We start from the raw sequence: 26,250 nt of genomic DNA, 5'->3' as shown, positions 1-26,250 counted from the left end.
ATAATAGGATCACTGACTTGACAGGATTTGACTGCCCATTGACGCAGACTCACCCCTTCCTCGATTATAACGATAAGACACATTGTCTATCGATGAAAAAATGTCGATTAAGACATGCCTAGACGCAGGGTTATTCTTGTGTTTGCCCAGCGCCAAAAGTAACATTGCAAGCATCACTAATAAGGGAGACGAACATGGTTTCTGGAAGCATTGTGGCGCTCGTCACACCAATGGATGCACACGGCGAAGTTGATTACGTTAGCCTGGAAAAACTGGTCGAGTTTCATATCCAATCGGGCACTGATGCGATTGTCGCAGTGGGCACGACGGGTGAGTCGTCGACAGTAACCGTGGATGAGCACATTAAAGTTGTGCTGAAAACCTTGGAATTTGCTAACGGGCGTATTCCGGTTATTGCGGGAACTGGCGCCAATGCCACCCATGAAGCAATCACTTTCAGCAAAATGTTTGCTGGCTCAGGTGTGGCCGCCTGCCTAAGCGTGACCCCTTATTATAATAAACCAACCCAGGAAGGTTTGTTCCAGCATTACAAAGCCATTGCTGAAGCCACGGACCTGCCACAGATTTTATATAATGTTCCCGGGCGTACCGCGGTCGATATTCAGCCTGAGACAGTAGCGCGACTGGCGGCATTCGACAACATCATTGGTCTGAAAGATGCCACCGCTGATGTAAGCCGAGTGGCGATTCATCGGGAACTTTGTGGCGACGATTTCCTCTTATTCAGTGGCGATGATTTAACGGGCTTGGATTTTGTCTTGGCCGGGGGGCACGGCGTTATCTCTGTGACCAATAATGTGGCGGCTGCGCAAATGGCTAAAATGATCAAACTGGCGCGCGCAGGTGAAGCAGAGCAAGCGCATGCCATTAACGAAACCTTGATCCCCCTACATCGTCACCTGTTTGACGAAGCCAATCCGATCCCTGTGAAGTGGGCAGTCCGTGAGATGGGCTTGATTGCGGATGGGCACCTTCGTCTGCCATTAACTGAGTTAAGCGAGCACTTGCGTCCAGATGTTCGTGAGGCACTGCGTGTCGCAGGTGCTGTTTAAGCCGTTGGAGTGTCAATGAAACCAGTATTTAAGCTCGGCCTATGTGCCATCATGGCCACCAGTGTGGTGGCCTGCAGTGGTGGCGTCGAGCAGCGCCGTCAAGCCAAAGATGACTTTGACTATTTGCAAACAACCCCGTTGTCGCCATGGCAAACCTTGCCGGATCAAGCGCCGTATTTTTCCACCAATTATCAGATCCCGACACAAGATTTTAATGGTGAAGTCGGTCAGAACGTTGATATTCGTCCGCCGCGCCAAGTGCTGGATCTGATCCCGGGCGCACGGATACAACGTGATAGCCGTGGCGTCACCCTTGCCGTTGCCAATGAAAAGCAACTCGATAAAGTATGGCAAACGGTAGAGCGTTTGGTCAGCGAGCAGACCATCCCAGTGTCGTCGCAAACGGCAGACCAAGTAGAAACCGGTTGGATTGCTTGGGAAAAAGAAGACAGCGCCCATCAAGCACGCTTCCGTTTATCGCGCCTTGAGCAAGGTCGCCGCTTTGCGTTAGGGGTTAATATGATTGACTCGCGTGCGAAAGCCAGCGATGAACCGCTCACCCCTGCGTTGCGTGAGCGCTACAACACCCTGATGACTAACCTTATCACGGTGAGTCACGATGCGGCATTGCGTGCCGAAGCGCGCCGTTTGGCGGAGCAGCGCCAGTCTGATATTCCGATTAGCTTTGGTACCGATCGCAGTGGGTTGCCGGTCATCATCGCGCGCGCCCCATATGATGTGGTTTGGGAAAAGCTGCCTGCTATCATCAAGCCTTTAGGGTTCACGGTAGAAAGTCGTAACCAGTCGCAAGGCACGGTGAAAACCCGTCACGTCGCGCCAAATGATGAGCGTTGGCAATCCCTTGGTGTTGATCCGATTTCGTTCCCGGACAACAGCTATACCTTGTTGCTGGGCGATCTAGGCAACCGCACGTCACTTAACGTGACCAACAGCGATGGTAAGCCTGTCGATGAGGCGACGTTAGAAGCGCTGAGCCCAGCGCTCAAAGCGGTCATTGCCCAAGTGAACCAAGCATCAGAGTAATTTTATAGGGACGCGGTGAGCGTCCCTTACTTTTAGCGCCTAATGGAGAGTATAGGTAATGGAAAAACGTGCTGAGTTGTATCGCGGTAAGGCAAAATCTGTCTATGCCACAGATGATGAGCACCGCTTTGTTCTGCACTTTCGCAATGACACGTCGGCTTTTGATGGCGAGCGTGTTGAGCAGCTTGAGCGAAAAGGCGAAGTGAATAACAAATTTAATCACTTCATCATGCAAAAGCTTGAGCAGGCGGGCATCCCCACCCAAATGGACCAATTGTTGTCCGATACCGAGTGTGTGGTGAAAAAGCTAGATATGATCCCTGTAGAGTGTGTGGTGCGCAATATTGCAGCCGGTTCACTTTGCCGTCGCCTTGGCGTCGAGGAAGGGACGGCACTGACGCCACCCACCTTTGAGTTGTTTTTAAAAAACGACGCGCTACACGATCCCATGGTCAATGAACCCTTGTGTGAGTCTTTGGGCTACGCCACGCAAGCGCAATTGGCGACGATGAAATCACTGACCTACAAGGTGAACGATGTCCTCAAAGCGCTGTTTGCGGAAGGAGAGCTGTTGTTGGTCGATTATAAACTTGAGTTTGGTGTTGATCATCAAGGTAATATTGTTCTGGGTGACGAGTTTAGTCCTGACGGTTGCCGATTGTGGGATGCCAATACCCGAGAAAAACTGGATAAAGACCGTTTCCGTCAAGGCCTAGGTGGTGTTGTGGATGCTTACATCGAGGTGGCAAAGCGTATCGGCCTTACCTTGTAATTTTTGGTTTTAAAAAGCAAACGTTTGCTTTTTGCGCGCGAAAAATAGCGCCATCAATATGGCGCTATTTATTCTTTATGCTCGTCTGATTGCGCTTGATCATTCCCCGCATCGCTTTCTTTGGATGACGACTGTTTATCCGGCTTCTCTTTGTACTTAAGGCCAAACTTTGCGTTGGCGGTGTACTTGAGTGCCATGATATTACTGACCACCACGGCAACCACGATGGCAATAATGACATAAGGGTTGGTTAGCCATTCCATTGTTCCACCTCGCAGAGATTGGTGACGTAGGTTGAATATATCCAATCCAATTGGTCAAGAATAGTACGTTTACCACAAATAGGGGCATTGCCGATCGCGTTGGCAAGCATGTCTTGGCTAAATGCTGACAAAAGGGTGGCGCTGGTGGCGATATGGCTGATATGCCAAGGCTCCCTCGCAACACCGCCCTTATCCTCGGCATAAGGAAGGAAGAACCCCCATTGCGGGGCGTGGGTTTTAAGCCACTGAGAAAACGCGGCCTGAGGGCCATCATCATATTCCGGTGGGGTGAGCGCCAACCTTTGATGTGGAGCCAGTGCACGCTTGTCATACACGTCTAAATCTGTTCCCCAATGATGGCGGCTTGCCCCAGGCAAAGCTGACCAACGCAATATTGCCTTGACGCGCGCATCATCAGACAGTTGCGTGATATCCAGTGGCTGGCTGTCGGCATCTAGCACCGGTTTTTCGCCATTAAATTTACCATTCCAGATAGCCAACTGACGGGCAAACGAGCGATAGCCGCTGGCGACCATTAGGGTAAAGCCCGCTTGTGATGCCGCCTGTTGTAAGGCGGCAAAATCAGCCAGTACAGCCTGATGCAAGCATGGTGCATTAGGTTGGTTGTTGATCGGTGCGAGCACTGAGCCGTCTTGGCCAGTGAGCTGTGCGGACGTTGGGGTCAAGGGAGTGCTTTCTCCAACACCTTTTGATACATGTCCGTCAGCTTTTCTAAATCCGGGATACTGACACATTCATTCACCTTGTGGATAGTGGCATTCACCGGGCCCAGCTCAATCACTTGCGCACCCATTTGCGCAATAAAACGTCCGTCGGAGGTGCCGCCAGTGGTCAGCAGTTCCGGTGTTTGATGATTCACCTCTTCCACCGCCGCCACCACCGCGTCCAGCAACGTACCTTTATCGGTTAAGAAAGGGTCACCACTGTGCGTCCACTCAAGGGTATAGTCGAGCCCATGGGCGTCTAAAATAGAGTAAACCCGCTTTTTGATGGTTTCACTGTCCAGCTCGGTGCTGAAGCGGAAGTTAAACTGCGCATGGCATTCCCCTGGGATGACATTGGCCGCGCCTGTGCCAGCCTCGATATTGGGGATTTGGAAGCTTGTGGGGGGGAAAAACGCATTGCCTTTGTCCCAGAGTGTTTGCGCAAGCTCGGTGAGCGCTGGCATCGCCTGATGCACTGGGTTGTTGGCAAGATGCGGATAGGCGACATGGCCTTGTGTCCCTTTGACGTAGAGATCCCCGGTGATTGACCCGCGACGGCCGTTTTTCACCACATCACCGACATGGTGTGTGCTAGACGGTTCGCCAACAATACACATATCGATCTTCTCGCCGCGCGACATTAGGGTATCGACGACGCGGGTAGTGCCGTTAATAAACGGGCCTTCTTCATCTGAGGTGATTAAAAACGCGAGAGAGCCAGAGTGGTCAGGGTGCTGGGCAATAAAACGCTCAACCGCGACAACCATGGCGGCCAATGAGCCTTTCATATCCGCGGCGCCACGTCCATGGAGGTGATCGTCAATCACTGTCGCTTCAAACGGCGGTGTATGCCATTGTTCGCGCGGCCCTGAGGGAACCACGTCAGTGTGGCCGGCAAAAGCAAACAGAGGGCCTTCCGTCCCCCGCCTGGCCCAAAGGTTAGTGGTATCTTCAAACACCATGGTCTCAATGGTGAAGCCCAAGGCTTCTAACCGCGCAATCATTTGATCTTGGCAGCCGGCATCTTCCGGCGTGACCGATTCTCGGTTTATCAGATCTTTCGCTAAAGCCAGCGTGGCAGAGTCAGTCATCGGGGTTTCCTTACAACAAAAATGAATCGACTATCACATTACGCGAAAATATCAGCGTATTGGTTCTCTTTAAAGCCGAGGTAATAGCTACCTTTGTGTACGAGCAATGGGCGTTTAATGATCGCTGGGTTGTCGAGCATGATTGCGATAGCGCTGGCTTGGTCTAAATGGGCTTTTTGCTCATCGCTTAGTTGGCGGTAGGTGGTGCCACGTTTGTTGATTAACGCTTCCCAGCCCAGTTCGGCAACGAAAGTTTGCAGCATTTGTGCGTCTAAGCCATCTTTCCGGTAGTCGTGATATTGGTAGTCGATACCTTGGTTATCCAACCACTTTAGGGCTTTTTTTAGGGTGTCGCAGTTTTTAATCCCAAATACAGTTGTCATGGTCTTATCGTGATTGTTGGCAAAGGTTTAAGAGTGACACCACTGGTTAATGAACGCAATACTTGGCGCGGCAGGGATGTACGCCATGTGATGGCGCAAAACCGTGTGAAATGCGTGGGTAAATGCGCCTGCAGCACGTCGATTTGATGGCGTTTTGATCAAACGCAAAACCTCTTAGCAGGCGCCATGAATAATGGGATCATTCGTAATTGTTGGAGGTTCGTATGGAACTCAACCCGGTATTCGCTCGGCGCTTGTATCTCGCCGCACTGGTAGAAGAGATGGAGCGCCCAAATGTTCCGCGTTTGATTGAGGCAACAGGCTGGCCGCGTCGCACTATCCAGGATGTGCTCAAATCTTTGTCAGGGCTAGGCATTGATATGACATTTATCCAAGATGGCAAGCGCCACAACGATGGTTATTACCAGCTAAAAGACTGGGGCCCGTTTCGTCGCGATTGGGTCGAGGATAAAAAGCGAGACATTCGCTCGTATATCAACTAGTGATCGCCTAAGGGACGGACCAGTTTCGCCTCGACCAGTGTGCGTCGAATGGCATCAGCACGCCGACGGTTTGCGCCAAAGTCGTAATAGCCAATACGAGAGGCAGAGCGAAGCGCGAGCTGGTTATCACTGAGTGAGACTTCAACATCATCGACAAAGCGCAGCACCCGGGTGGTGAAGCGCAAGTGTGCGTAGTTTTCTTGGGCTGAAACCACTTGAGCACCTGGCATTGAGGCAACTTTCTCAACAATGGTCGCCAAGGCAACATCGGTGTTAGCCAGCGGTAAGGGCGCTAACTGAAATGTCGCGCGCGTGTCTTCTGTTGAAACACAATTAGGGCTGTCACCACAGGCAGTGACAGGCGGTTGTTTTGCCATGGGGCCTCCTTTCGAGCAGCCGAACAGTGTAAAAAGTACAATGAGGCCGAGCAGATTTTTTCCCATTATGCCCCCACGAGCGTGTAACCAATAAACCCTATCCAGCTTACGACGAGTAAAAGCCAAGGTAAACGGCTGTGCCCTTTATCTTGTGCAGTAGGCTGCGGTGAAGAGGCAGGCTCGCTGAGTTGGTCGACAGCCGGTGTCGGTTTTTGCTGTTTTTTGCGCGCTTTGTCCTGCGCCCGCGCCTTTGCTTTTTGTTCTTTTTTGTACTGCGCAATCCCTTTCTCAATCCCTTGAGCGATCAGTTTCGTCTGAGCCTTGGTTTGTCCAGGCTTTTGCGTGGCTTTGGCAACGCGCATGGCGTCTTGTTGCGTCTCTGGCGAAATCGTTGCTTTGGCTTTTGTTTTGGCCATGAGGGCTCCATGTAACGCTAAATAAATGGCTCGTCCCTAGGATAACAAATTTTGCTTTTGCGCTTGCAGTTTTTATCGCATGTCGCCATGGTAAATGCGTGACTTCTCAATCAAAAATCTTATGGACACGTTTCATCATTTCGACGACAAAGGGTATATCAAGGCCCCCCAGATCGCCGTACTGTGCCTGCTACTGTTAAGTCGCGCATGGTGGCTACTGGCGATGGCCGGTGTCAGCCGAGAGCAGGGCAGCGAGCTGCTTGCGCTGGTTTATCCGGACACCGCTGCGTTTTATCTCAGTTTAGGGATTGGCCTGGTGCCGCTTGGGCTATTACTGTTGGTGGGGAGCTGCGACAAGGCGCCTGAATGGTTAACACAGCATTGGCACTTAGGTTATTGGTGGGTGTGGCTATTGTGGACGTGGGAAGCCTATCAAGTGGTGCATACGCTCACGATGACGGGGGGACGGTTTGATTGGTTGCTTGCCTTGCACGGGCTTTGGTTAGTGTGGGCGAGCCTTTATTGGCTGAGAAGCCAGCGCGTAAAGCGCTTTTTTTATCAGTTCACATAGACTGGGCAACGCCGGGCATAAAAAAACGCAGCACGAGGCTGCGTTTTTTCCTCACTAAGTAAACCTAATTACTTAGTAACGCGCAATACAGATGTTTCACCCACAGTGACGGCACCAGAGAGCTTAGTCAGCTCTTTGATTTCGTCCATGTTAGAGATAACAACCGGCGTTAGCGTTGATTTGGCTTTCTCTTCGAGCATGCCTAAATCAAATTCGATCACGGTATCACCGGCTTTCACCGTTTGACCTTCTTCCGCAATGCGCTTAAAGCCTTCGCCTTTCAGCTCGACAGTGTCGATGCCAAAGTGCACGAACAGCTCTACGCCGTCATCAGACTCAATTGAAAAAGCGTGGTTGGTTTCGAAAATCTTACCGATTGTGCCGTTAACTGGCGCAACCATCTTGTCGCCCGATGGTTTAATCGCAACACCATCACCGACGATTTTCTCAGCAAACACAACGTCAGGCACGTCTTCGATGTTGACGATCTCACCCGACAATGGGGCGATAATTTCAATGGCACTAGCGTCGTTGCTGTCTTCAGACACCAACTTCTTCAGTTTGTCGAACAGACCCATAGTGTTGCTCCTAAGCAGTGATTCTTTGCTGATTGTATATTAGCAAGCGGTTTTTTCCGCAATAAATTTTTCGACATAGGCCTCGATTTCTGCCGCAGTTGGCAGAGTGAGTGCTTTGTCGGCCATCGCTTTCACATCAGCAAAGTTGGCATTACGGATAATCTTCTTGATGCGAGGGATAGAGATGGCACTCATACTAAACTCATCCAAACCCATTCCCATCAATAGTAACGTTGCTTTCTCGTCACCTGCAAGCTCTCCGCACATACCCGTCCATTTACCTTCCGCATGTGAGGCATCAATCACTTGCTTGATAACCGTCAATACAGCAGGAGACAGTGGGTTATACAGGTGCGAAATCAGCTCGTTACCACGATCGACCGCCAAGGTGTACTGGGTCAAATCGTTGGTGCCAATGCTGAAGAATTCCACTTCTTTTGCGAGGTGGTGAGCGATCGCAGCCGCGGCTGGCGTCTCAACCATCACACCGATTTCCAGATCAGCGTCGAAGTCGTGACCTTCTTGGCGCAATTCTGCTTTATAGGTCTCGATCGCTTCTTTCAGCTCTCGGATTTCTTCCACAGAAATAATCATCGGGAACATCACACGGATTTTACCGTGTGCCGATGCGCGAAGAATGGCACGAAGCTGATCGCGGAGAATTTCGCGACGATCGAGGCTAATACGGACTGCACGCCAACCCAAGAATGGGTTCATTTCTTCCGGCAAGTCCATATAAGGCAGATCTTTGTCACCGCCGATATCCATGGTGCGGATGATCACTGGGTGACCATCAATCGCTTTCGCTACCGCTTTATAAGCTTGGTATTGCTCTTCTTCGGTAGGAAGCGAGTCGCGATCCATAAACAGGAATTCGGTGCGATAAAGACCGACACCTTCACCGCCGTTACGGTTCACGCCGTCACAGTCTTTGACTGTACCCACGTTACCGCACACTTCGACTTGGTGACCGTCCAGCGTGATGGCTGGCAGATCTTTAAGCTTAGCCAGTTCCGCTTTTTCGGCGATATGTTGATCGCGAATCGCTTTGAACTTGCTGAGCTCTTGGTCTGATGGGTTGATAACGATTTGGTTGTTAATCGCATCAAGCACCAGCATGTCGCCGTTTTTTACTTTGCTGGTTGCATCATTGGTGCCTACAATCGCTGGTAGCTCAAGCGAGCGCGCCATGATTGAAGAGTGTGAAGTGCGACCACCAATGTCGGTGATGAAACCAAGCACATAATTCAGGTCAACCTGTGCTGTTTCTGAAGGCGTCAGATCGTTTGCAACCAGGATCACTTCTTCGTTGATAGCGCTCAACGACACCATGTTGATGCCAAGTGCGTTTTTGACGAAGCGTGAACCGATATCACGGATATCCGCGGCACGCTCTTTCAGATAATCGTCGTCGAGTGACTCAAGCGTCACCGCTTGTTCTTCGATAACGCTGTAGATTGCGTGATCAGCGGTTGCTAGGTTTGACTTAATGAAGCTGACGATCTCTTCTTCGAGCTCTTCATCTTCAAGCAGCATGATGTGACCTTCGAAGATAGCTTCTTTCTCTTCGCCAAAGGTCTCCCTTGCTTTGTCTTTGATCGCTTCAAGTTGCGTCTTAGACTGTTCGCGAGCATCCAATACGCGCTGAATTTCTTTGTCGATTTGAGACGCAGCAATCTTATCTTTATTGATAACAACGTCTTCTTCTTGCAGCAGCAGTGCTTTACCAAAAGCAATACCAGGTGATGCCAGGATGCCTGAAATCATAGCTTTACCTTACGTTTATCCAACTTAAAACCGATAGAAAAAGAGCCGGATTACTCCAGCTCGTCCATCAGTTTTACTAGGTGATCAACGGCCTGTTGTGCTTGCGCACCTTCAGCAGAGATAGTCACCTTAGTGCCTTTGGTCAAGCCAAGGGTTTGAAGTTTAAATAGGCTTTTTGCGCTCGCGCTCTTACCGTTAGATTCAACAGTGATGTCAGCGTCGTAGCTTTTCGCTTCTTTGACGAACTGCGCCGCTGGACGAGTGTGTAGGCCGTTTTCTGCAGTAATCTCAACTTGCTTCTGATACATGATTCACCCCGTTTCTCTATTTTTTTAAATCTATGTATTAAATATAAGGTTAGCTTAACCGCTAACGGGCGACTTCGCTATCCGTTGACGCTAACCTAACCAAGAAATCGACCCGATAGCTTAATCCATGTCAATTTCGTGTCATCTTTTTGCCATTTTTGACCTTCCACTCATTAGGCGCGAGGGCTTTTATTTTGATGCGGAAAATAAAAAGGCAGACGTGTTTTACTAAAGCTTAATATAAAAATCAAACAAAAAAGGCCCAATTTGGGCCTTTGCGAATAGGGGGTTATGGAGGCTGGTTGGCTAACCTGCTGTTACTGCTCGGTTTCCAGCTCGGTGAACATCCCAGCAAACAGTGGCGAGCTGAGATAACGCTCTGCTGCACTTGGCAAAATTGTGACGATCTTCTTATTTGCGAACTCGGGAAGCTCGGCAATTTTGTTTGCCGCAACCACGGCTGCACCTGAAGAAATCCCGCCCAAGATGCCTTCTTCTTCCATCAAACGGCGAGCCATCGCAATGGCTTCGTCTGAGCTGACAGAGACCACCTGGTCAACAAGCGTGACATCCAAGTTTTTTGGCACAAAGCCCGCGCCAATACCTTGAATTTTATGAGGGGCAGGCTGCACGTCTTGGCCCGCGATCGTTTGTGCAATCACTGGTGATTCAGCAGGTTCGACCGCGACCGTGGTGATGGCTTTGCCTTTGGTGTTTTTGATATAGCGGCTAACACCGGTTAGGGTGCCACCTGTGCCAACACCGGCAACAAATACATCGATTTCACCGTCGGTGTCTTCCCAGATTTCAGGCCCTGTGGTTTTTTCATGGATCTCAGGGTTGGCGGGGTTATCAAACTGTTGCAGCATCAGGTATTTGCCTGGCTCTGCTGCCATGATTTCTTCGGCTTTGGCAATCGCCCCTTTCATGCCTTTTGGCGCTTCGGTGAGCACCAGCTTGGCGCCCATGGCTTTAAGCAGTTTACGGCGCTCAAGGCTCATTGACTCCGGCATGGTAAGGGTCAGCTTATAACCACGTGCCGCCGCGACATAGGCGAGTGCGATCCCCGTGTTACCACTGGTTGGCTCAATCAATTCGATACCGGGTTTGAGGGTGCCTTTTTTCTCTGCATCCCAGATCATATTGGCGCCGATACGGCACTTGACGCTGAAGCTTGGGTTGCGTGCTTCAACTTTGGCTAACACGTTTGGCTTCGCCACGCGGTTTAGGCGAACTAGCGGTGTGTTTCCGATGGTTTGTGTATTGTCTTCGTAAATCTTGCCCATTGTATCGTTCCTTCATGACACCGATTTTAATCACACTCCAAGCATATCTCTGCTGCTTGGTTTTGAAAGGATCGGTTGGTTATATCTTATTGTGACATTAACCAATAACTGATTGGTTAACCGAAAAAAGCCCACACCGATGATGTGAACGTTCGCGTAGACGATCACAGACTAATTGCGTCCCAATGACGCTTTGTGCTTATCCACCCACATGGCGGTCGCGCCGCATACGGCCGCAGGCATCACCAGTAGATTGAGAAAAGGGGTCATGGTAAATAGCATCACCACGGCGCCAAAGCCAAGCGATGCGCCCCGCTGTTGATTTAAGGTCTGGCGCATGGCGGGAAACGACACCTTGTGATTGTCAAACGGGTAATCACAGTATTGAATCGCCATCATCCACGCGCTAAACAAAAACCAGATCACTGGCCCCACGGTTTGTCCAACCGCGGGTATCCATAGCAGCAGTAAAAAGCCTAATGCTCTGGGGATGTAGTAAGCGAGCTTTTGCCATTCTCGTTTCATCACCCGCGGGATATCTTTAAGGATGCCAGCCAAGCCATCATCAGGCGCACGCGTTCCCGACAGCTTTGCCTCCACGTGTTCGGCCAATAGACCATTGAACGGCGCCGCTATCCAGTTGGCCAACGTGCTGAACACATAGGAGAACACGACCAAGATAGCAACCACCACCAAAGGCCAAATCAAAAAAGAGAGCCAGGACAACCACTCAGGTAAGCTGGCCATCCAATGATCGATCCAGTCACCAACTTGTGAAAGCAAATAGATGAATGCGCCGCCAAGCAGCAACACATTGATCAAAATAGGAATGATCACAAACCGGCGTAAGCCGGGGGCCATCATCAGAGAAAAGCCTTGGAACAGGTAGCCAGCACCACTTTGGGGACGGGGGCGAGCATTATTCGCCATGATATCTCCTTGAGAACAATGTAGGTCACAACAATCCGCATGCATGCGGTCGATACAAAAATAACGGTGTGCGCTATATTACGGGGGGAATCCTTGCGATGACAACGACCCAATAATGGGAAAGTTTAACGATTTGTGTGTCTTGATTCGTTAAATTCTCCCCAACTTTTGATACAGTTAACTAAGTTGACCATTAACGCATTGCGTCAGCCAACGGGCCCCGCTTATGATCACACAAACCTTTGCAAACTGGTTGGCGTTGTGACATAAGCGAATCAAAACGCTGAACATAGATAGATTTGAGAATCGATGATGCAGGAATTGCGCCTTGTACTGATTGTGTTGGGAGCACTAGCAATCGCAGCTTTGCTTTTGCATGGCCTCTGGACAAACAAGAAAGAAAAGACGACCAAGTTTGGTGAAAAGCCGTTGGGAAAACTGGATGACGACAGTGACGAACAAAAGTTTGACCAAGATGGTATTGGTGCCGTCAGAGTTGTCAGTCGCGCTAAAAGCGAGAGCGATAAGCCTGCGCGCCAAGAGCCCGCGATGAACTTTGGTGATAAACCTGATGTGGATCCCTTGTTCGCAGGGCAAACTGGCACCGTGTCTGAATCTGAACAGACCCTGTATCCTTCAATGTCTGCGACTGATGATGAGCCTTCGCTTTCAGCCGCCACTCCGCACGTAACCGGTCAAGCTCACGAAGAACCAGAGGCGCCGCAGGCACACGCTACGGTGGCCGATGATGAGCCATCAGAGCCTGCGCCAAGCGTGCATCAAGGTGATACGGAGACGGCTGAACAGGGTGAGCCGCAACCCAGTGATGAACCACCAAAGGCAGATGAGCCCGCGGATGAGACCGAAGTACTTGTGTTGCATGTGCATGCGAACAATAGCGACGTGTTCAGTGGTCTTGAGCTGATCCCGACCCTTGAGCAATATGGCCTCCGTTTTGGTGATATGGGCATTTATCACCGTCACTCTGATCTATCGGGGAGCGGAAAAGTCTTGTTCAGTGTGGCCAATATGGTCAAACCCGGCACGTTCGATGTCAGTCATAGCGAAAGCTTTGAAACGCCTGGCATTAGCTTTTTTATGACGCTGCCGTGTTACGGTGAGCCAGAGCAAAACTTTAAGCTTATGCTGCAAACGGCCCAGCAAATCGCGGATGAGTTAGGTGGATTAGTGCTGGATGACTCACGCACGATGATGACGCCATCACGATTGGATGAATATCGCGAGCGCGTTAAAGCCTTCATGGCCAAATAGCCTGCGCTAACGCGACCACGGTTTAAGCATACAGCGGGACATGGCTCCCGCTGTATGTGATTTATAGATATACTTGCCCGCAACCGACTCTGCTCAGACGACGAATCAAACATGGCTTACAGCAAACAACAACTCGATGATTTAAAGTATCAGCTCAACTATCATGCCTATCGCTACTATGTAGAAGACAGCCCAGAGCTGCCCGACGCTGAATACGACCGCCTGATGCAAACCCTATTGGCCATCGAGGCCGAGCATCCCGAATGGGTAACCAGTGACTCGCCAAGCCAACGGGTAGGGGGCGCGCCCCTGAGTGCATTTGAAACCGTGACTCACGAGCTGGCGATGCTTTCACTTGATAATGCCTTTGAACCCGCTGATTTGGATGCGTTTGAACGTCGTTTGAAAGAGCGCCTATCGCTAGACGCTGAGCAAGCGGTGACCTACACCTGTGAACCCAAGCTCGATGGCTTAGCGGTGAGCCTGATTTATGAAAACGGTGAGCTGGTGCAAGCGGCGACGCGGGGAGATGGCACTACCGGCGAGAACATCACCCACAACGTCAAAACCATTCGCAATGTTCCCCTCACGCTACAAAAAGGGGATTGGCCAACGCGGCTCGAAGTGCGCGGTGAAGTCTTCATGCCGAAAGCGGGCTTTGAGGCACTCAACGAAGCGGCATTGAAACGAGGCGATAAAACCTTTGCCAATCCGCGCAATGCGGCGGCAGGCAGCCTGCGTCAACTTGACCCCAAAATTGCCGCCAACCGACCATTGAGTTTCTATGCCTATGCGGTGGGTGTCATGTCGACCCCGTTTGGGCAAGGGCAAAGTGAGCGCTTACAAAAGCTGAAAAAATGGGGCCTAGCGCTCAGTCCGGAAGTGAAACGGGTGGAAGGGCTAGACGGCGTGAAAGCCTATTACCAAGACATTATGGCGCGTCGTGATGCGCTGCCCTACGAAATTGATGGGGTGGTGATCAAGGTTGATAGCATTACCAGCCAAGAACGATTAGGTTTTGTGGCGCGGGCACCGCGTTGGGCCATTGCTTACAAATTCCCGGCACAAGAAGAAATCACCACGCTTAACGATGTGGAATTCCAAGTGGGCCGTACCGGGGCGATTACGCCCGTCGCTAAGCTTGAGCCGGTATTTGTAGGCGGCGTGACGGTCAGTAACGCCACCTTGCACAACGGTGATGAAATCGAACGATTAGGCGTTCATATTGGTGACACCGTGGTGATCCGCCGTGCCGGTGATGTGATCCCGCAAGTGGTGGGTGTGGTGGAAAGTCGACGCCCAGAGCAGGCGAAACCGATTGTGTTTCCCCATGCGTGCCCCGTTTGTGATTCAGCGGTCACTCGCATCGAGGGAGAAGCAGTGGCACGGTGCACCGGTGGTTTGATTTGTCTGGCGCAGCGCAAAGAAGCGATCAAACACTTTGCGTCACGTAAGGCAATGGATATTGACGGTTTGGGCGATAAAATCGTCGAGCAGCTAATCGAAAAAGAGCTGATAGAAACCCCTGCTGATCTCTTTACCTTGACGCCAGGTCGGGTGACGCAGCTAGATAGAATGGGGCCAAAGTCAGCCCAAAACTTGGTTGATGCATTGGAAAAAGCCAAAGCCACCACCTTGCCACGCTTTATTTATGCCTTGGGGATTCGTGAGGTAGGCGAGGCAACTGCGCAAAATCTCGCTTTGCATTTTCACACCCTTGAGGCGTTGCGCGCGGCCGATGAAGACGCACTCATTAACGTGCCGGATGTCGGTGCGATCGTCGCGGGTCACATCGTCCGCTTCTTTGCCGAGCCGCACAACCAGAGTGTGCTAGAAGCCTTGCTGGATACTGGGATCCACTGGCCGGAAATCAGTGCGCCTTCTGAGCCAGATGCGCAACCGTTAGCCGGTAAAACCATTGTCCTGACTGGCACCTTATCGCAAATGTCTCGCAGTGATGCCAAAGCGGCGCTACAGGCGTTGGGCGCAAAAGTAACCGGCAGTGTCTCGGCAAAAACCGACATGTTAGTGGCGGGAGAGGCGGCAGGCTCCAAACTGACCAAAGCGCAAGATTTGGGCGTTACTGTGCTCGATGAAGATCAGATGATTGCCATGCTCAATCAGTAGCTTGTACCCATCACGCTGTGCGCTTCGCCGTGTAAGCGAATAACCGCGCACAGGTGCAATAGTTTACATGGCCATGTACCGTGTCTGGGCATGGCCTGATTGTGGAATTTACCTGTACTGGTAAACTAACCGTTACATATTATTCTCAGCACTGGGATAGGGATCCTAATGACGATTAAAACCCGCTTTGCCCCCAGCCCAACCGGCTTTTTGCATGTTGGTGGCGCGCGTACAGCACTTTATTCTTGGCTTGCAGCACGCAGCCAAGGTGGTCAATTTGTATTGCGTATTGAAGATACAGATATTGAACGTTCAACCCAAGAAGCGATTGATGCCATTTTAGAAGGCATGGAATGGCTGGGCCTTAATTGGGATGAAGGGCCGTACTACCAAACGAAACGCTTTGACCGCTACAACGCGCTAGTCGATCAGCTGTTGGCAGAAGACAAAGCCTACAAGTGTTATGCCCCCAAAGAGCTGCTAGAAGAGATTCGCGAAGAGCAGAAAGCGAATGGCCTAAAAGCACGTTATGATGCCAATCACCCCAAGGTGATAGCGGCCAACAGCCAAGCAAACGCTGACGACCCACACGTCATTCGTTTCCGTAACCCCAAAGAGGGCAAGGTGGTGTTTGACGATAAGATCCGCGGTCGGATTGAAATCGCCAACAGCGAACTGGATGATTTGATCATCCGCCGCACTGACGGTAGCCCAACCTACAACTTCTGTGTGGTGGTTGATGATTGGGATATGGGGATCACCCAAGTTGTGCGTGGGGAAGACCACATTAACAACACCCCGCGTCAAATCAATATTTATGAAGCCTTGGGTGCGCCTGTGCCTGAGTTTGCTCACTGCTCGATGATCCTTGGCGACGATGGTGCCAAGCTGTCTAAGCGTCATGGTGCGGTGAGTGTGATGCAATATCGCGATCAAGGTTTCTTGCCACAAGCACTGCGTAACTACTTAGTGCGCTTGGGCTGGTCTCACGGCGACCAAGAAATCTTCTCGATGGAAGAAATGATTGATTTCTTCTCCCTAGAGGCGATCAGTAAATCAGCCTCTGCCTTCAATACGGAGAAGTTGCGTTGGCTGAACAACCATTACATCAAAAACGGTGATCCAGCTGAGGTCGCGTCACACTTGCAATGGCACCTGGATCAGCAAGGCATTGATGCCTCGACAGGACCTGCTTTGACCCAGGTTATCCAGCTGGTGGGTGAGCGTTGTGACACCCTGGTTGAGCTGGCCGAGCAAAGCCGTTATTTCTATCAAGACTTTGATGAGATTGAGGCAACCGCCGCCAAGAAACACCTTCGCCCAGTGGCGCTTGAACCACTGCAAGTGGCAAAAGGCAAGATTGAAGCGCTGGACGAGTGGACGATTGATGCTCTGAAAGCGGTGATTGCGGATACCTGTGCAGAGCTAGACGTGGGCATGGGCAAAGTCGGGATGCCATTGCGTGTTGCGGTTACAGGCGGCGGTCAATCTCCGTCGGTGGATGCGGTGATGCACCTGATTGGTAAAGACCGTGTGGTGGCGCGTATCGATCAAGCTATCAAAGTGGTTGAAGCTCGAGCCGCACAAAGCTAAAAAGTTGCGACACCGCGGCACAATCAAAAAAGGGCGCTGCGGCGCCCTTTTTTAGTTTGTCATCGCCTGTCTTAATGTGACTCTTCTTCCATCTGCGCACTATCAACAATGTGGTTCTCGCCCATTTTTCGCGGTAGGACAAGATTGAGCACGATGGCCACTAAACCACACAAGCTGATGCCTTGTAAGCTGAAATCACCAATGCCGAAGGCCATCCCGCCAATCCCAAAGACCAAGGTGACGCCGACAATCGCGAGGTTGCGCGAGTCGTGGAGATCAACTTGATTGCGAATCAAGGTATTGAGGCCCACGGTGGCGATAGAACCAAACAGTAGGATCATGATACCGCCCATCACCGGCAAAGGAATGGTTAATAGCAGTGCCCCCAGTTTACCCACAAAGGCGAGCACGATGGCAGTGATCGCCGCGTAGGTCATAATCTTAGGATTAAATGCTTTGGTAAGCATCACCGCCCCGGTGACCTCACTGTAGGTGGTATTGGGCGGGGCTCCAAACATTGATGCGGCGATAGTGGCCGCGCCGTCACCTGCCATGGTGCGATGAAGGCCAGGCTTTTTAAGGTAGTCTTTGCGAGTGACGTTGGAAATGGCCAGCATATCGCCCACATGCTCCACCGCGGGCGCTATCGCCACGGGGATCATAAATAAAATGGCGTTAATGTTAAATTCTGGCAAGGTAAAGGCGGGCATCATCAACCAGCTGGCATTTGTCACCTGAGTAAAGTCGACAATCCCCATCACTAGGCTCGCCACATAGCCAATTGCAATGCCAGCCATAATCGGAACCAGCTTGAAAAAGCCTTTGGCGAAGACGCTGACCGCGATGGTGGTCAGTAATGAAAGCAGGGAAATCCAGATAGCGATATCACCGGCGATGAGTTGCTCACTGCCGTCGCCACTTTTACCCAGCGCCATATTGACGGCGGTGGGGGCTAGACCAAGTCCAATCACCATAATCACAGGGCCAACCACCACGGGTGGAAGTAGCTTGTGAATAATGTCGACACCTTTGAGGCGAATGATGCCTCCCATAATGAGGTAGATAACCCCGGCGGCCATCAGTCCACCCATGGTGGCAGGAATACCGAAATTGTTAACGCCGTACAGAATGGGGGCAATGAAGGCAAACGAAGAGGCGAGAAAAATAGGAACAGAGCGGCGGGTAATAACTTGAAAGATTAGCGTACCTATCCCGGCCCCGAAGAGGGCGACGTTGGGGTCAAGCCCGGTTAACAGCGGCACCAACACCAAGGCTCCAAATGCGACGAACAGCATTTGTGCCCCTTGTAAAACTTGCATCATGATCTCACCTCCAAAAAAAATCGCGCAATGCTAGCACAAAGCGTTTCTGTGATTCCTGTCATGTTTTTAAATGTGAGACCGGTAGCAAATAAATGATGTAACGGATTTCATTGGCAAGGGGTAATTGTGAAATACGCCTTTTTGCAGAGACGACTATCACTTTATCGCGTTTGCCCTATCTTTTTTACAAATGAGGATTGCTGAACCTAGAGCTGTCAGCTTATGATCGCTCCACGCCCATTTATCCATGTGGAAAGACTATGAATCGATTTGTGTTGGCCTTAATTGCCTGTCTATGGTTGCCCAGTGCGCTGGCAAACGATCTTTATCACGCCAGCATTCCGCTCGAGAATGGCGCGCAAACCTCGCAACAAGCAGCCAAAAAACAAGGGTTAAGCGCGGTACTGACCAAGGTATCCGGTCAGCGGAATCTGTCCGACAATCCGGCAGTTAAACAAGCGCTACAAGAGGTAGATAGCTTGATTACCCAGCTTGGGTACGGCGAGAGTGATACGGCAGGTGGGGCACCGACGCGTACGTTAGAAGTTGGGTTTGACAGTCAACAAGTACGGGAAATATTGCGTCAAGCGGGGCTACCTTTGTGGGGAAGCCCACGCCCGTCGGTACTGGTGTGGCTGGTGGATGACCGAGGCCTTGAGCGACAAATTATTTGGGAGCAAAGTGAGCGTCCCGTGATTGATAAGCTGCGTCAAGCGGCGGCATTGCGTGGGTTGCCTGTTCTGATCCCTGTGGGCGATTTTGATGATCTGATGGCGATTTCGAGCAGTGATTTGTGGGGCGGGTTTATTCAGCCCGTTGAACAGGCCAGTGAGCGTTACCAGCCAGACGGTATCGTGATTGCCAAACTGACCGACCAAGGCATTCGTTGGCAGCTTTTCCCTGAAGCAAACCAAATGCAAACCAATCAAACCCGTGGTCAGGCGCGTGACGCAGCCGCAATGATTCATTCACTTGCTGATTATTACGCGCAGCAAACCGGTGTGATCCTCGATCAAAACGATGACAGTGCGTCTGTCGTGATCGCGGTCGGTGGTATTAATAACGGCAATGATTATGTCGCACTCGAGAAAACACTGGCAAACTTAAATGCGGTACAAGGTGTACATTTACGCAAGCTTAATGATGACACCCTGGTATTCGATGCGCAGTTGGCCGCGTCACAGCAAGCACTGATTAAAGAGCTAACTGCCAACCGAGAAGTGCGTTTAATGACTTCTCAGGAGCAAGAGGCTTATACGGCGAACACATCGCCAACTGCCAGCGATGCGCAACATACCACACAGCCGGCTGTTGAGCTGGAACAAGGTGAGAAGGCGGGCGAACAGGGGGAGAGCGATAGCACACAAACGCTTGTTCCCGACCCACAACCGTCGGCGGAAAAGCGTCTGTGGTTTGTTTGGCAGCCGTAACGGTGCAGTGACAACCCAATTTAAAAAAGGCTAGCCAACACGGCTAGCCTTTTTGATGGGCAGATGAGGCGTTTACGCTCTGTACGCGTCAGTGACTACCAGTTGGCAGGACTAAACTGTTGACCGGCGAGGGCAGCTTCTACCATCAGTCCTCCCTTTGCATGGGTAAAGACAGTCAGGCCATTGACGTAATAAGCTTTCGACTGACGGTTACTGGCGGAGGCTGAGGTGCCAGAGGTACCAGTTTGCGCCGATGCCCCCTCGGTCAATGCGGTGGCAGACGCTTGCGCGCCGAGCTCCACTTGTCCTTGCATAAAGCGGTCATACGCTGTTTTGTCTTTAAAGAAAACAATTTCACTGAACGCTTGACCACCAAAGGTCAGCCCGACCGATACCTGTTTGAGCTCCGCGGCACTCACTGGGGAGCCTTGACGATAAACGACGCCCTTACCATAGGCACCGCCTACCCAAAAACCCCCTTTGCCGACAGAAGGGAAGACGGCATAGCCGTAGGCGTTATCAAAAAAGGGTTGTGTTTGTGGGTACTGCTTAAATTGTTCGCGCGCGAGGTTGGCTTGACGAACCTGATCTTGCTGCGAGCTAGCCGCACAACCGGTTAATGCCGTCAATGCGACAATGACCAACGCTAACCAGCGATGAGAAAGACGTAACATGTTTGATCTCCTTATAGCGTCAATGAAAATGACCAAAAGCGCAATCAGATTACGTCAGTTTCTCGCGGATAATGTCAGAGGTTTGTCGATATTTTCGCTTGCCGGCTGGGATCGCGACGCCACGCAATGAAACCGATACACCCGCTTATCAGTATCCAAAGCCATAGCGGGGCATTGCCCCATTGGCGGTAAGGCGTTTCCCCTCGGGTGCGGGTGACTCGCGTGGTGAGCACCTGGGTTTCAAATTGCGGCAAGGTAGTTTGAATCTGGCCGAGCTCGTCCATCAAGGCTGTCACACCGTTATTGGTCGCGCGTATCACTGGCAAGCCAAACTCGAGTGCGCGCATGCGTGCAATTTCAAGGTGTTGCCAAGGGCCAATCGAGCGACCAAACCATGCGTCATTCGACAGTGTAATGATGGCATCACTGTCGGCATTCAAGTTGTCGCGGATCTGCGCGGGAAAGGCAATTTCATAGCAAAGCGCGGTGATATAGTCCCAGCCGTTGGCGGGCAGGGCAGGTTGAACCGGCTCGCCCGGTGAAAATGACGACATCGGCAGGTTAAACAGCGGGGCGAGCGGGCGTAATAATGCCTCAAATGGCACAAACTCGCCAAATGGTAGCAAATGATGTTTGCTGTACTGGGTGGGGGCCGGATAGCGATACTTGGGGGTCCCTGCACCCAGTGCCAGTACATTGTTAAAATACGCGCCCTGTTCATTTTGGTCGAGCGCGCCTGTGATCACCGTGGTTTGGTTATGCTTGGCGGCTTGATCAAGCTGAGAGAAAAAGCGGGGCAGTTCGCGCTCCAGGGCCGGGACGGCGGCTTCTGGCCAAATAATGACATCACTGTCCCAATGCTGGCGGGTTAAATCTAGGTACTTCATCAGCGTTGGCCAGCGCTGATCGGGACGCCATTTCAGCGCTTGCGGCACATTGCCTTGAATTAACGAAATCTGCTGCTGTTGGTCGGTTTTTGTGACCCATTGAATCGTACCGAGGCCATAGCTAACCGCGATAAGCCCTAACCCGGCGGCGACGGCACCATAGCGTGCTTGTCCTTGCCACTGGCCCCAGCGAGGTGTGATGAGCGCGAGTAGGCCAGTCAGTATAGCCAAGACAAGCGTGATCCCCTGCACGCCGAGCACAGGGGCAATGCCAGCCAGTGGACTGTCGATTTGGCTGTAGCCAGGCCAAAGCCAAGGAAAGCCGGTAAATACCCAGCCTCTAAGCCAATCAATCACAAGCCATAAGGCGGGTGCGAGGATTAACCACTTAATACCCGGCTGGCGACTGGGCAGTTTGTTGACCAATGCGCCGAACAATGCCGGATAGAGGGAGAGATAGGCAATCAGCAGGCCCATTAATGACAAGCCAGCAATGGCCGGCATGCCACCAAAATGGTCAATGCTCACGTAAACCCAGCTAACGCCGGTAGTAAATTGGCCCAGCCCCCAGCAAAATCCCAACCACGCACTGCGCTTGGGCGAGGCGTTTTGTAGCAGGGTGAATAAGCCCCACAAGGCAACCAGCATCAATGGCCAGTACGAGAAGGGAGAAAAGGCGAGGGTGGCGCTGGCACCAAAAGCGGCAGCCAGTAATGACTGCCCGCTTTGGCGTAAACGGTTAGGCGTTTTCACTGTTTGTTTCGCTACTGTCTGGGACGGTGACTTGTAGCTGAATGATACGACGACTATCGGCGGCCGTCACTTTAAAGTGATAATCACCAATATCGACTTCTTCACCGCGATCAGGGAGATGGCCAAAGCTGGTCATTACCAGACCACCGATGGTATCGACCACATCGTCTTGGAACTGAGCGCCAAAGTGTTCATTAAAGTCTTCCAAGGTCGTCAGGGCTTTGACCGAGAACGTATGACGGCTGAGCTGGCGGATTTCCTGCTCCTCTTCGTCGTCGTACTCGTCTTCGATTTCACCGACGATCTCTTCTAAGATATCTTCAATGGTCACTACCCCTGACACGCCCCCGAACTCGTCAATGACAATCGCCATGTGGTAGCGCTCTTCTTGGAACTCTTTGAGTAGGCGGTCAACCCGTTTACTCTCAGGTACCACCACAACAGGGCGTAACACTTTTTCGATGTCAAAGTCTTCGGCATCTGGGCGCAGGTAGCGCAACAAATCTTTCGCAAGCAAAATGCCTTCAACATGGTCTTTGTCATCACTGATCACAGGATAACGAGAGTGTTGGGCATCAATAATAATATTAATGATCGCTTCCAATGACTGCGATCGTTCAACGATTACCATCTGCGAGCGGGGTATCATGATATCTCTCACACGCATGTCAGAGATTTGCATCACACCTTCCAGCATGTCCCGTGTGTCGTGATCGATCAGGGCGTTTTGCTCTGAGTCTCGGAACACGTCCACCAGCTCTTGTCTGTCTTTTGGATCAGCTTGGAAAAACTGACCCAGCCGCTCGAAGAAGGTCTTCCTACTCGGACCGTCTGAGTTTTGCGAATTATCGTCGTTCATTCAGTTTCATTCAGTTAGTTAACGCTCGATGAAGTCGTTAGCATAAGGGTCACTGACCCCCATGGCGGCGAGAAGCTCTCGCTCCAATGCCTCCATTTGCTCGGCTTCATCATCCTCAATATGGTCGTAACCCAGTAAGTGTAAGCTACCATGAACAACCATATGTGCCCAATGATCCATCAGTGCTTTGCCTTGTTGTTGGGCTTCTTGTTCAACAACTTGACGGCACACGATGAGATCACCAAGCAAATCAATTTCCACTCCAGGAGGGGCATCAAACGGAAAAGATAACACGTTTGTAGGCTTATCTTTGCCGCGATAGTCGCGATTTAGGCTTTGGCTCTCACCTTCGTCGACAATACGAATCGTCACTTCCGCTTGAGGGCGAGCGGCACGCACTGCCTGCTCAAACCAAGCTTGGAGCTGATCGTGACTGGGCAAGCCTTGTTCGTTCTCACAGGCAATTTGGACATCGACATAGTAGCTCATGACGGCTCCTGTGAGCCTGGCACGGCAGGTTGCGCTGCAACTTGCTGGGCTTCACGTGCTTCTCGACGACGAGCCTCTGCTTCTTTTCGCGCTTTGGCGTCTTCCGCTTCCCACTTATCATAGGCTTGGACGATGCGCGTCACCACATGGTGGCGGACGACATCATCCGCTTGGAAAAAGTGGAAGCTAATTTCGTTAACGTCGGCGAGCACCTCAATCGCATGGCGCAGGCCTGAGCGTGCATTTCTCGGTAAGTCGACCTGGGTCACGTCACCGGTGATCACGGCCCGTGAATTAAAGCCAATCCGCGTCAAGAACATTTTCATCTGCTCGACCGTGGTGTTCTGGCTCTCATCCAAGATAATAAAGGCATCGTTCAAGGTTCGGCCACGCATATAAGCCAGAGGTGCCACCTCGATCACGTTACGATCGATCAGTTTCTCGACCCGCTCAAAGCCGAGCATTTCAAACAGTGCATCGTAAAGTGGACGTAAATAGGGGTCGACCTTTTGGCTTAAATCACCGGGCAAAAAGCCCAGCTTTTCGCCGGCTTCAACCGCTGGGCGCGTGAGCAAGATACGACGGATCTCTTGACGCTCAAGTGCATCCACCGCGGCGGCGACAGCAAGATAGGTTTTACCCGTCCCCGCTGGGCCAATACCAAAGGTGATATCATGATTGACCATATTGGCGATGTACTGCGCTTGGTTGGGCGTGCGCGGTTTTATCACCCCTTTTTTGGTCTTAATGTTGATTTCTTTACCGTAAGGAATGCTCGACTCGGTGTTTTGCTCCAACACCCCCGACTCTTTGATCGCCAAATGAATCGCTTCTGGCTCAATGTCTGGAGAGCTGCCTCGCACCGGGGCGGTGTCAACGTATAAGCGTTTTAAAATATCAACCGCGGCATTGGCTGTATGGGGCTTACCCATCACAGTAAATGCATTATGGCGGTGACTAATTTCCACCCCCAAGCGGCGCTCAAGCTGTTTGATATTATCGTCAAACGGGCCACATAAGTTGGCAAGACGGGTGTTGTCGGCAGGTTCTAGGTTCAGGTCAAGAGAGATGATTTTAGACAAGATTATCCTCGCTTTCGGCGCCGGCTATCCGGCGCCGTTGAATTGATGAACGCGTTATGGCGTGAAAACACCAACACCAAGCTCGTTTTCATTGCGCGTCTTCGCCATGATTTCGGTTGGCGAGACGGCGACCCGCAAGTCCATATCTTTTTCGGTACGAACCAGCTCGCCGCGCAGCGAGTTTGGCATCACTTCAGTTATTTTGACGTCAACAAATTGGCCAATCAAATCGACAGAGCCTTCAAAGTTGACCACTCGGTTGTTCTCGGTACGACCACGCAACTCCATCAGGTTTTTGCGTGATGGGCCTTCAACCAAGATACGTTGTTCGGTATCTAGCATCATGCGCGAGTAGCGCATGGCTTGGCTATTCACTTGTTGTTGCAAGCGGTACAAGCGCTCTTTTTTCACTTGCTCTGGCGTATCGTCAGGCATATCGGCAGCCGGTGTGCCTGGACGAGATGAGTAAACAAAGCTAAAGCTCATATCGAAATCGACATCTTTAATCAATTTCATGGTCGCTTCAAAATCTTGCTCGGTTTCGCCAGGAAAGCCGACGATAAAGTCAGAACTGATAGTGATATCAGGGCGCGCCTGACGCAACTTACGGATTTTTGATTTGTACTCAATCGCCGTGTGCGGGCGTTTCATCATGGTCAAAATCCGATCTGAGCCGCTTTGTACCGGCAGGTGCAAGAAGCTTGCAACCTCAGGGGTATCACGATACACCTCAATAATATCATCGGTAAATTCAACCGGATGGCTGGTGGTGTAACGGATACGGTCAATACCATCAATGGCCGCGACATAACGCAGCAGCTCCGCAAACGTGCATACATCACCGTCATGGGTGTCGCCACGGTAGGCGTTCACGTTTTGTCCCAACAGGTTAACTTCACGCACACCTTGTTCGGCCAGCTGTGCAATTTCGAACAATACGTCATCCAGCGGGCGGCTGACTTCTTCGCCACGGGTGTAAGGGACTACGCAGAACGTACAGTATTTTGAACAGCCTTCCATGATCGAGACGAAGGCGGTTGGTCCTTCTGCGCGGGGCTCTGGCAGACGATCGAATTTTTCGATCTCTGGGAACGTAATGTCCATCACTGGCGCATGATCCGAGCGTGACTGCTTGATCATCTCTGGCAGACGGTGCAAGGTCTGTGGGCCAAAAATCACATCTACAAAAGGCGCACGCTCACGAATATGATCGCCTTCTTGGGTTGCCACACAGCCACCGACACCGATCACCAGCTCTGGGTTTTTATCTTTGAGGGTTTTCCAACGCCCGAGTTGATGGAATACCTTTTCTTGTGCCTTTTCTCGAATCGAGCAAGTATTGAGAAGGAGAACATCTGCGTCTTCTGGTTGTTCGGTCAGCTCATAGCCACCGGCAGAATTGAGCAGATCTGCCATTTTGGATGAGTCATACTCATTCATTTGGCAACCCCAGGTTTTGATCAGCAGTTTCTTAGCCATGTAACTTCACGCTCATTGTTAATCTTATGGACGACATTACCCTTTCAAGCTGTATGGTTTTTAATCAGTCAATCAGCTTGGCAAGCCGCGTATTGTACTGCTTTCCAATATCGCTGACCAGATCACAGGCTCGGAGAAATCGTGTCGATCCGGCTAAACGTTTGAGCGGATGCGACAAAGGCCAACTCGGAAAAGC

27 protein-coding genes are annotated in these 26,250 nt (G+C 51.3%); 9 read left to right on the top strand and 18 right to left on the bottom strand.

What is annotated here, in order from left to right; all coding sequences use genetic code 11:
• Positions 1-194 precede the first annotated feature (194 nt).
• The 3 genes from dapA to purC are packed head-to-tail and all read left to right on the top strand — an operon-like array spanning position 195 to position 2,889.
• On the top strand, positions 195-1,073 hold the full coding sequence (dapA, locus tag BZG25_RS04955) for a 4-hydroxy-tetrahydrodipicolinate synthase (protein WP_046073723.1): 879 nt from the start codon (positions 195-197) through the stop codon (positions 1,071-1,073).
• Between the two features lie 15 nt (positions 1,074-1,088).
• Positions 1,089-2,117, top strand: a complete 1,029-nt coding sequence (gene bamC, locus BZG25_RS04950) for an outer membrane protein assembly factor BamC (RefSeq protein WP_046073722.1) — start codon at positions 1,089-1,091, stop codon at positions 2,115-2,117.
• Between the two features lie 58 nt (positions 2,118-2,175).
• Complete coding sequence (purC, locus tag BZG25_RS04945) at positions 2,176-2,889, top strand: phosphoribosylaminoimidazolesuccinocarboxamide synthase (protein ID WP_077578603.1); 714 nt, start codon at positions 2,176-2,178, stop codon at positions 2,887-2,889.
• Positions 2,890-2,957: 68 nt separating this feature from the next.
• On the opposite strand, the gene BZG25_RS04940 is transcribed toward purC, so the two are convergent.
• The 4 genes from BZG25_RS04940 to BZG25_RS04925 are packed head-to-tail and all read right to left on the bottom strand — an operon-like array spanning position 2,958 to position 5,351.
• Positions 2,958-3,152, bottom strand: coding sequence for a DUF2897 family protein (locus BZG25_RS04940; protein ID WP_046073720.1), 195 nt, complete (start codon positions 3,150-3,152; stop codon positions 2,958-2,960).
• Positions 3,140-3,907 (bottom strand): M15 family metallopeptidase, encoded by a 768-nt coding sequence (locus BZG25_RS04935; protein ID WP_046073719.1) that lies wholly within the window; start codon positions 3,905-3,907, stop codon positions 3,140-3,142. Before BZG25_RS04935 ends, BZG25_RS04940 begins: the two co-directional genes overlap by 13 nt.
• Positions 3,835-4,968, bottom strand: a complete 1,134-nt coding sequence (dapE, locus tag BZG25_RS04930; protein WP_046073718.1) for a succinyl-diaminopimelate desuccinylase — start codon at positions 4,966-4,968, stop codon at positions 3,835-3,837. The genes BZG25_RS04935 and dapE overlap by 73 nt, the downstream gene beginning before the upstream one ends.
• Positions 4,969-5,006: 38 nt before the next feature.
• Positions 5,007-5,351: an ArsC family reductase gene (locus tag BZG25_RS04925; RefSeq protein ID WP_046073717.1), complete on the bottom strand. Its 345-nt coding sequence runs from the start codon at positions 5,349-5,351 to the stop codon at positions 5,007-5,009.
• A 224-nt stretch (positions 5,352-5,575) separates the two neighbouring features.
• On the opposite strand from BZG25_RS04925, the gene BZG25_RS04920 reads away from it, so the two are divergent.
• Entirely contained in the window at positions 5,576-5,854 is a 279-nt protein-coding gene (locus BZG25_RS04920) for a helix-turn-helix domain-containing protein (RefSeq protein WP_025740011.1), read from the top strand.
• On the opposite strand, the gene BZG25_RS04915 is transcribed toward BZG25_RS04920, so the two are convergent.
• The gene (locus BZG25_RS04915; RefSeq protein ID WP_158010027.1) at positions 5,851-6,231 is read right to left on the bottom strand and encodes a DUF1499 domain-containing protein; all 381 of its coding nucleotides are present in this window, start codon (positions 6,229-6,231) and stop codon (positions 5,851-5,853) included. The genes BZG25_RS04920 and BZG25_RS04915 overlap by 4 nt on opposite strands.
• Positions 6,232-6,296: 65 nt before the next feature.
• Complete coding sequence (locus tag BZG25_RS04910) at positions 6,297-6,647, bottom strand: DUF2956 domain-containing protein (protein WP_046073715.1); 351 nt, start codon at positions 6,645-6,647, stop codon at positions 6,297-6,299.
• A 121-nt stretch (positions 6,648-6,768) separates the two neighbouring features.
• On the opposite strand from BZG25_RS04910, the gene BZG25_RS04905 reads away from it, so the two are divergent.
• Positions 6,769-7,218, top strand: coding sequence for a DUF2919 family protein (locus tag BZG25_RS04905; RefSeq protein WP_158010026.1), 450 nt, complete (start codon positions 6,769-6,771; stop codon positions 7,216-7,218).
• A 68-nt stretch (positions 7,219-7,286) separates the two neighbouring features.
• Here the strand turns inward: BZG25_RS04905 and crr are convergent, their stop codons facing one another.
• The 5 genes from crr to cysZ form a co-directional block, all read right to left on the bottom strand.
• Positions 7,287-7,796: a PTS glucose transporter subunit IIA gene (crr, locus tag BZG25_RS04900; protein WP_046073714.1), complete on the bottom strand. Its 510-nt coding sequence runs from the start codon at positions 7,794-7,796 to the stop codon at positions 7,287-7,289.
• 39 nt (positions 7,797-7,835) lie between these two features.
• Positions 7,836-9,563: a phosphoenolpyruvate-protein phosphotransferase PtsI gene (gene ptsI, locus BZG25_RS04895; RefSeq protein ID WP_077578600.1), complete on the bottom strand. Its 1,728-nt coding sequence runs from the start codon at positions 9,561-9,563 to the stop codon at positions 7,836-7,838.
• 50 nt (positions 9,564-9,613) lie between these two features.
• Positions 9,614-9,871 (bottom strand): phosphocarrier protein Hpr, encoded by a 258-nt coding sequence (gene ptsH / locus BZG25_RS04890; protein ID WP_046073712.1) that lies wholly within the window; start codon positions 9,869-9,871, stop codon positions 9,614-9,616.
• A 317-nt stretch (positions 9,872-10,188) separates the two neighbouring features.
• Positions 10,189-11,157 (bottom strand): cysteine synthase A, encoded by a 969-nt coding sequence (cysK, locus tag BZG25_RS04885; protein ID WP_046073711.1) that lies wholly within the window; start codon positions 11,155-11,157, stop codon positions 10,189-10,191.
• Between the two features lie 171 nt (positions 11,158-11,328).
• Positions 11,329-12,087, bottom strand: coding sequence for a sulfate transporter CysZ (cysZ, locus tag BZG25_RS04880; RefSeq protein ID WP_077638626.1), 759 nt, complete (start codon positions 12,085-12,087; stop codon positions 11,329-11,331).
• A gap of 309 nt (positions 12,088-12,396) precedes the next feature.
• Between cysZ and zipA the strand changes: the two genes are divergently transcribed.
• From zipA to gltX, 3 genes are all read left to right on the top strand, one after another.
• Positions 12,397-13,359: a cell division protein ZipA gene (gene zipA, locus BZG25_RS04875; protein WP_077638625.1), complete on the top strand. Its 963-nt coding sequence runs from the start codon at positions 12,397-12,399 to the stop codon at positions 13,357-13,359.
• Between the two features lie 111 nt (positions 13,360-13,470).
• Positions 13,471-15,486, top strand: coding sequence for an NAD-dependent DNA ligase LigA (gene ligA, locus BZG25_RS04870; protein WP_077638624.1), 2,016 nt, complete (start codon positions 13,471-13,473; stop codon positions 15,484-15,486).
• Positions 15,487-15,654: 168 nt separating this feature from the next.
• On the top strand, positions 15,655-17,079 hold the full coding sequence (gene gltX / locus BZG25_RS04865; RefSeq protein WP_077638623.1) for a glutamate--tRNA ligase: 1,425 nt from the start codon (positions 15,655-15,657) through the stop codon (positions 17,077-17,079).
• 71 nt (positions 17,080-17,150) lie between these two features.
• Here gltX and BZG25_RS04860 read toward each other — a convergent pair whose 3' ends face one another.
• A complete protein-coding gene (locus BZG25_RS04860) occupies positions 17,151-18,401 on the bottom strand; it encodes a uracil-xanthine permease family protein (protein ID WP_046073706.1) in 1,251 nt (416 codons plus the stop codon).
• A gap of 260 nt (positions 18,402-18,661) precedes the next feature.
• On the opposite strand from BZG25_RS04860, the gene BZG25_RS04855 reads away from it, so the two are divergent.
• Positions 18,662-19,831: a DUF2066 domain-containing protein gene (locus tag BZG25_RS04855; RefSeq protein WP_077638622.1), complete on the top strand. Its 1,170-nt coding sequence runs from the start codon at positions 18,662-18,664 to the stop codon at positions 19,829-19,831.
• Between the two features lie 95 nt (positions 19,832-19,926).
• Here BZG25_RS04855 and BZG25_RS04850 read toward each other — a convergent pair whose 3' ends face one another.
• The 6 genes from BZG25_RS04850 to miaB all read right to left on the bottom strand — a co-directional run bounded on the left by BZG25_RS04850 (position 19,927) and on the right by miaB (position 26,054).
• Positions 19,927-20,505: a YSC84-related protein gene (locus tag BZG25_RS04850; RefSeq protein WP_077578595.1), complete on the bottom strand. Its 579-nt coding sequence runs from the start codon at positions 20,503-20,505 to the stop codon at positions 19,927-19,929.
• A gap of 74 nt (positions 20,506-20,579) precedes the next feature.
• Positions 20,580-22,145 carry an apolipoprotein N-acyltransferase gene (gene lnt / locus BZG25_RS04845; protein ID WP_077638621.1) on the bottom strand — a complete coding sequence of 522 codons (1,566 nt, stop codon included), beginning with the start codon at positions 22,143-22,145 and terminating at the stop codon, positions 20,580-20,582.
• Positions 22,132-23,004: a CNNM family magnesium/cobalt transport protein CorC gene (gene corC, locus BZG25_RS04840; RefSeq protein WP_046073703.1), complete on the bottom strand. Its 873-nt coding sequence runs from the start codon at positions 23,002-23,004 to the stop codon at positions 22,132-22,134. The genes lnt and corC overlap by 14 nt, the downstream gene beginning before the upstream one ends.
• Positions 23,005-23,022: 18 nt before the next feature.
• A complete protein-coding gene (gene ybeY / locus BZG25_RS04835) occupies positions 23,023-23,493 on the bottom strand; it encodes an rRNA maturation RNase YbeY (protein ID WP_077638620.1) in 471 nt (156 codons plus the stop codon).
• On the bottom strand, positions 23,490-24,575 hold the full coding sequence (locus tag BZG25_RS04830; RefSeq protein WP_077578592.1) for a PhoH family protein: 1,086 nt from the start codon (positions 24,573-24,575) through the stop codon (positions 23,490-23,492). Before BZG25_RS04830 ends, ybeY begins: the two co-directional genes overlap by 4 nt.
• Positions 24,576-24,629: 54 nt before the next feature.
• Complete coding sequence (gene miaB / locus BZG25_RS04825) at positions 24,630-26,054, bottom strand: tRNA (N6-isopentenyl adenosine(37)-C2)-methylthiotransferase MiaB (RefSeq protein ID WP_077599575.1); 1,425 nt, start codon at positions 26,052-26,054, stop codon at positions 24,630-24,632.
• Positions 26,055-26,250: the final 196 nt, after the last annotated feature.

Source organism: Salinivibrio sp. ML198, from assembly GCF_001996015.1.
Lineage (GTDB): Bacteria > Pseudomonadota > Gammaproteobacteria > Enterobacterales > Vibrionaceae > Salinivibrio > Salinivibrio siamensis.
Note: the sequence above shows the minus strand (reverse complement) of the source record. Positions and strands in the feature narration are given on the sequence as shown.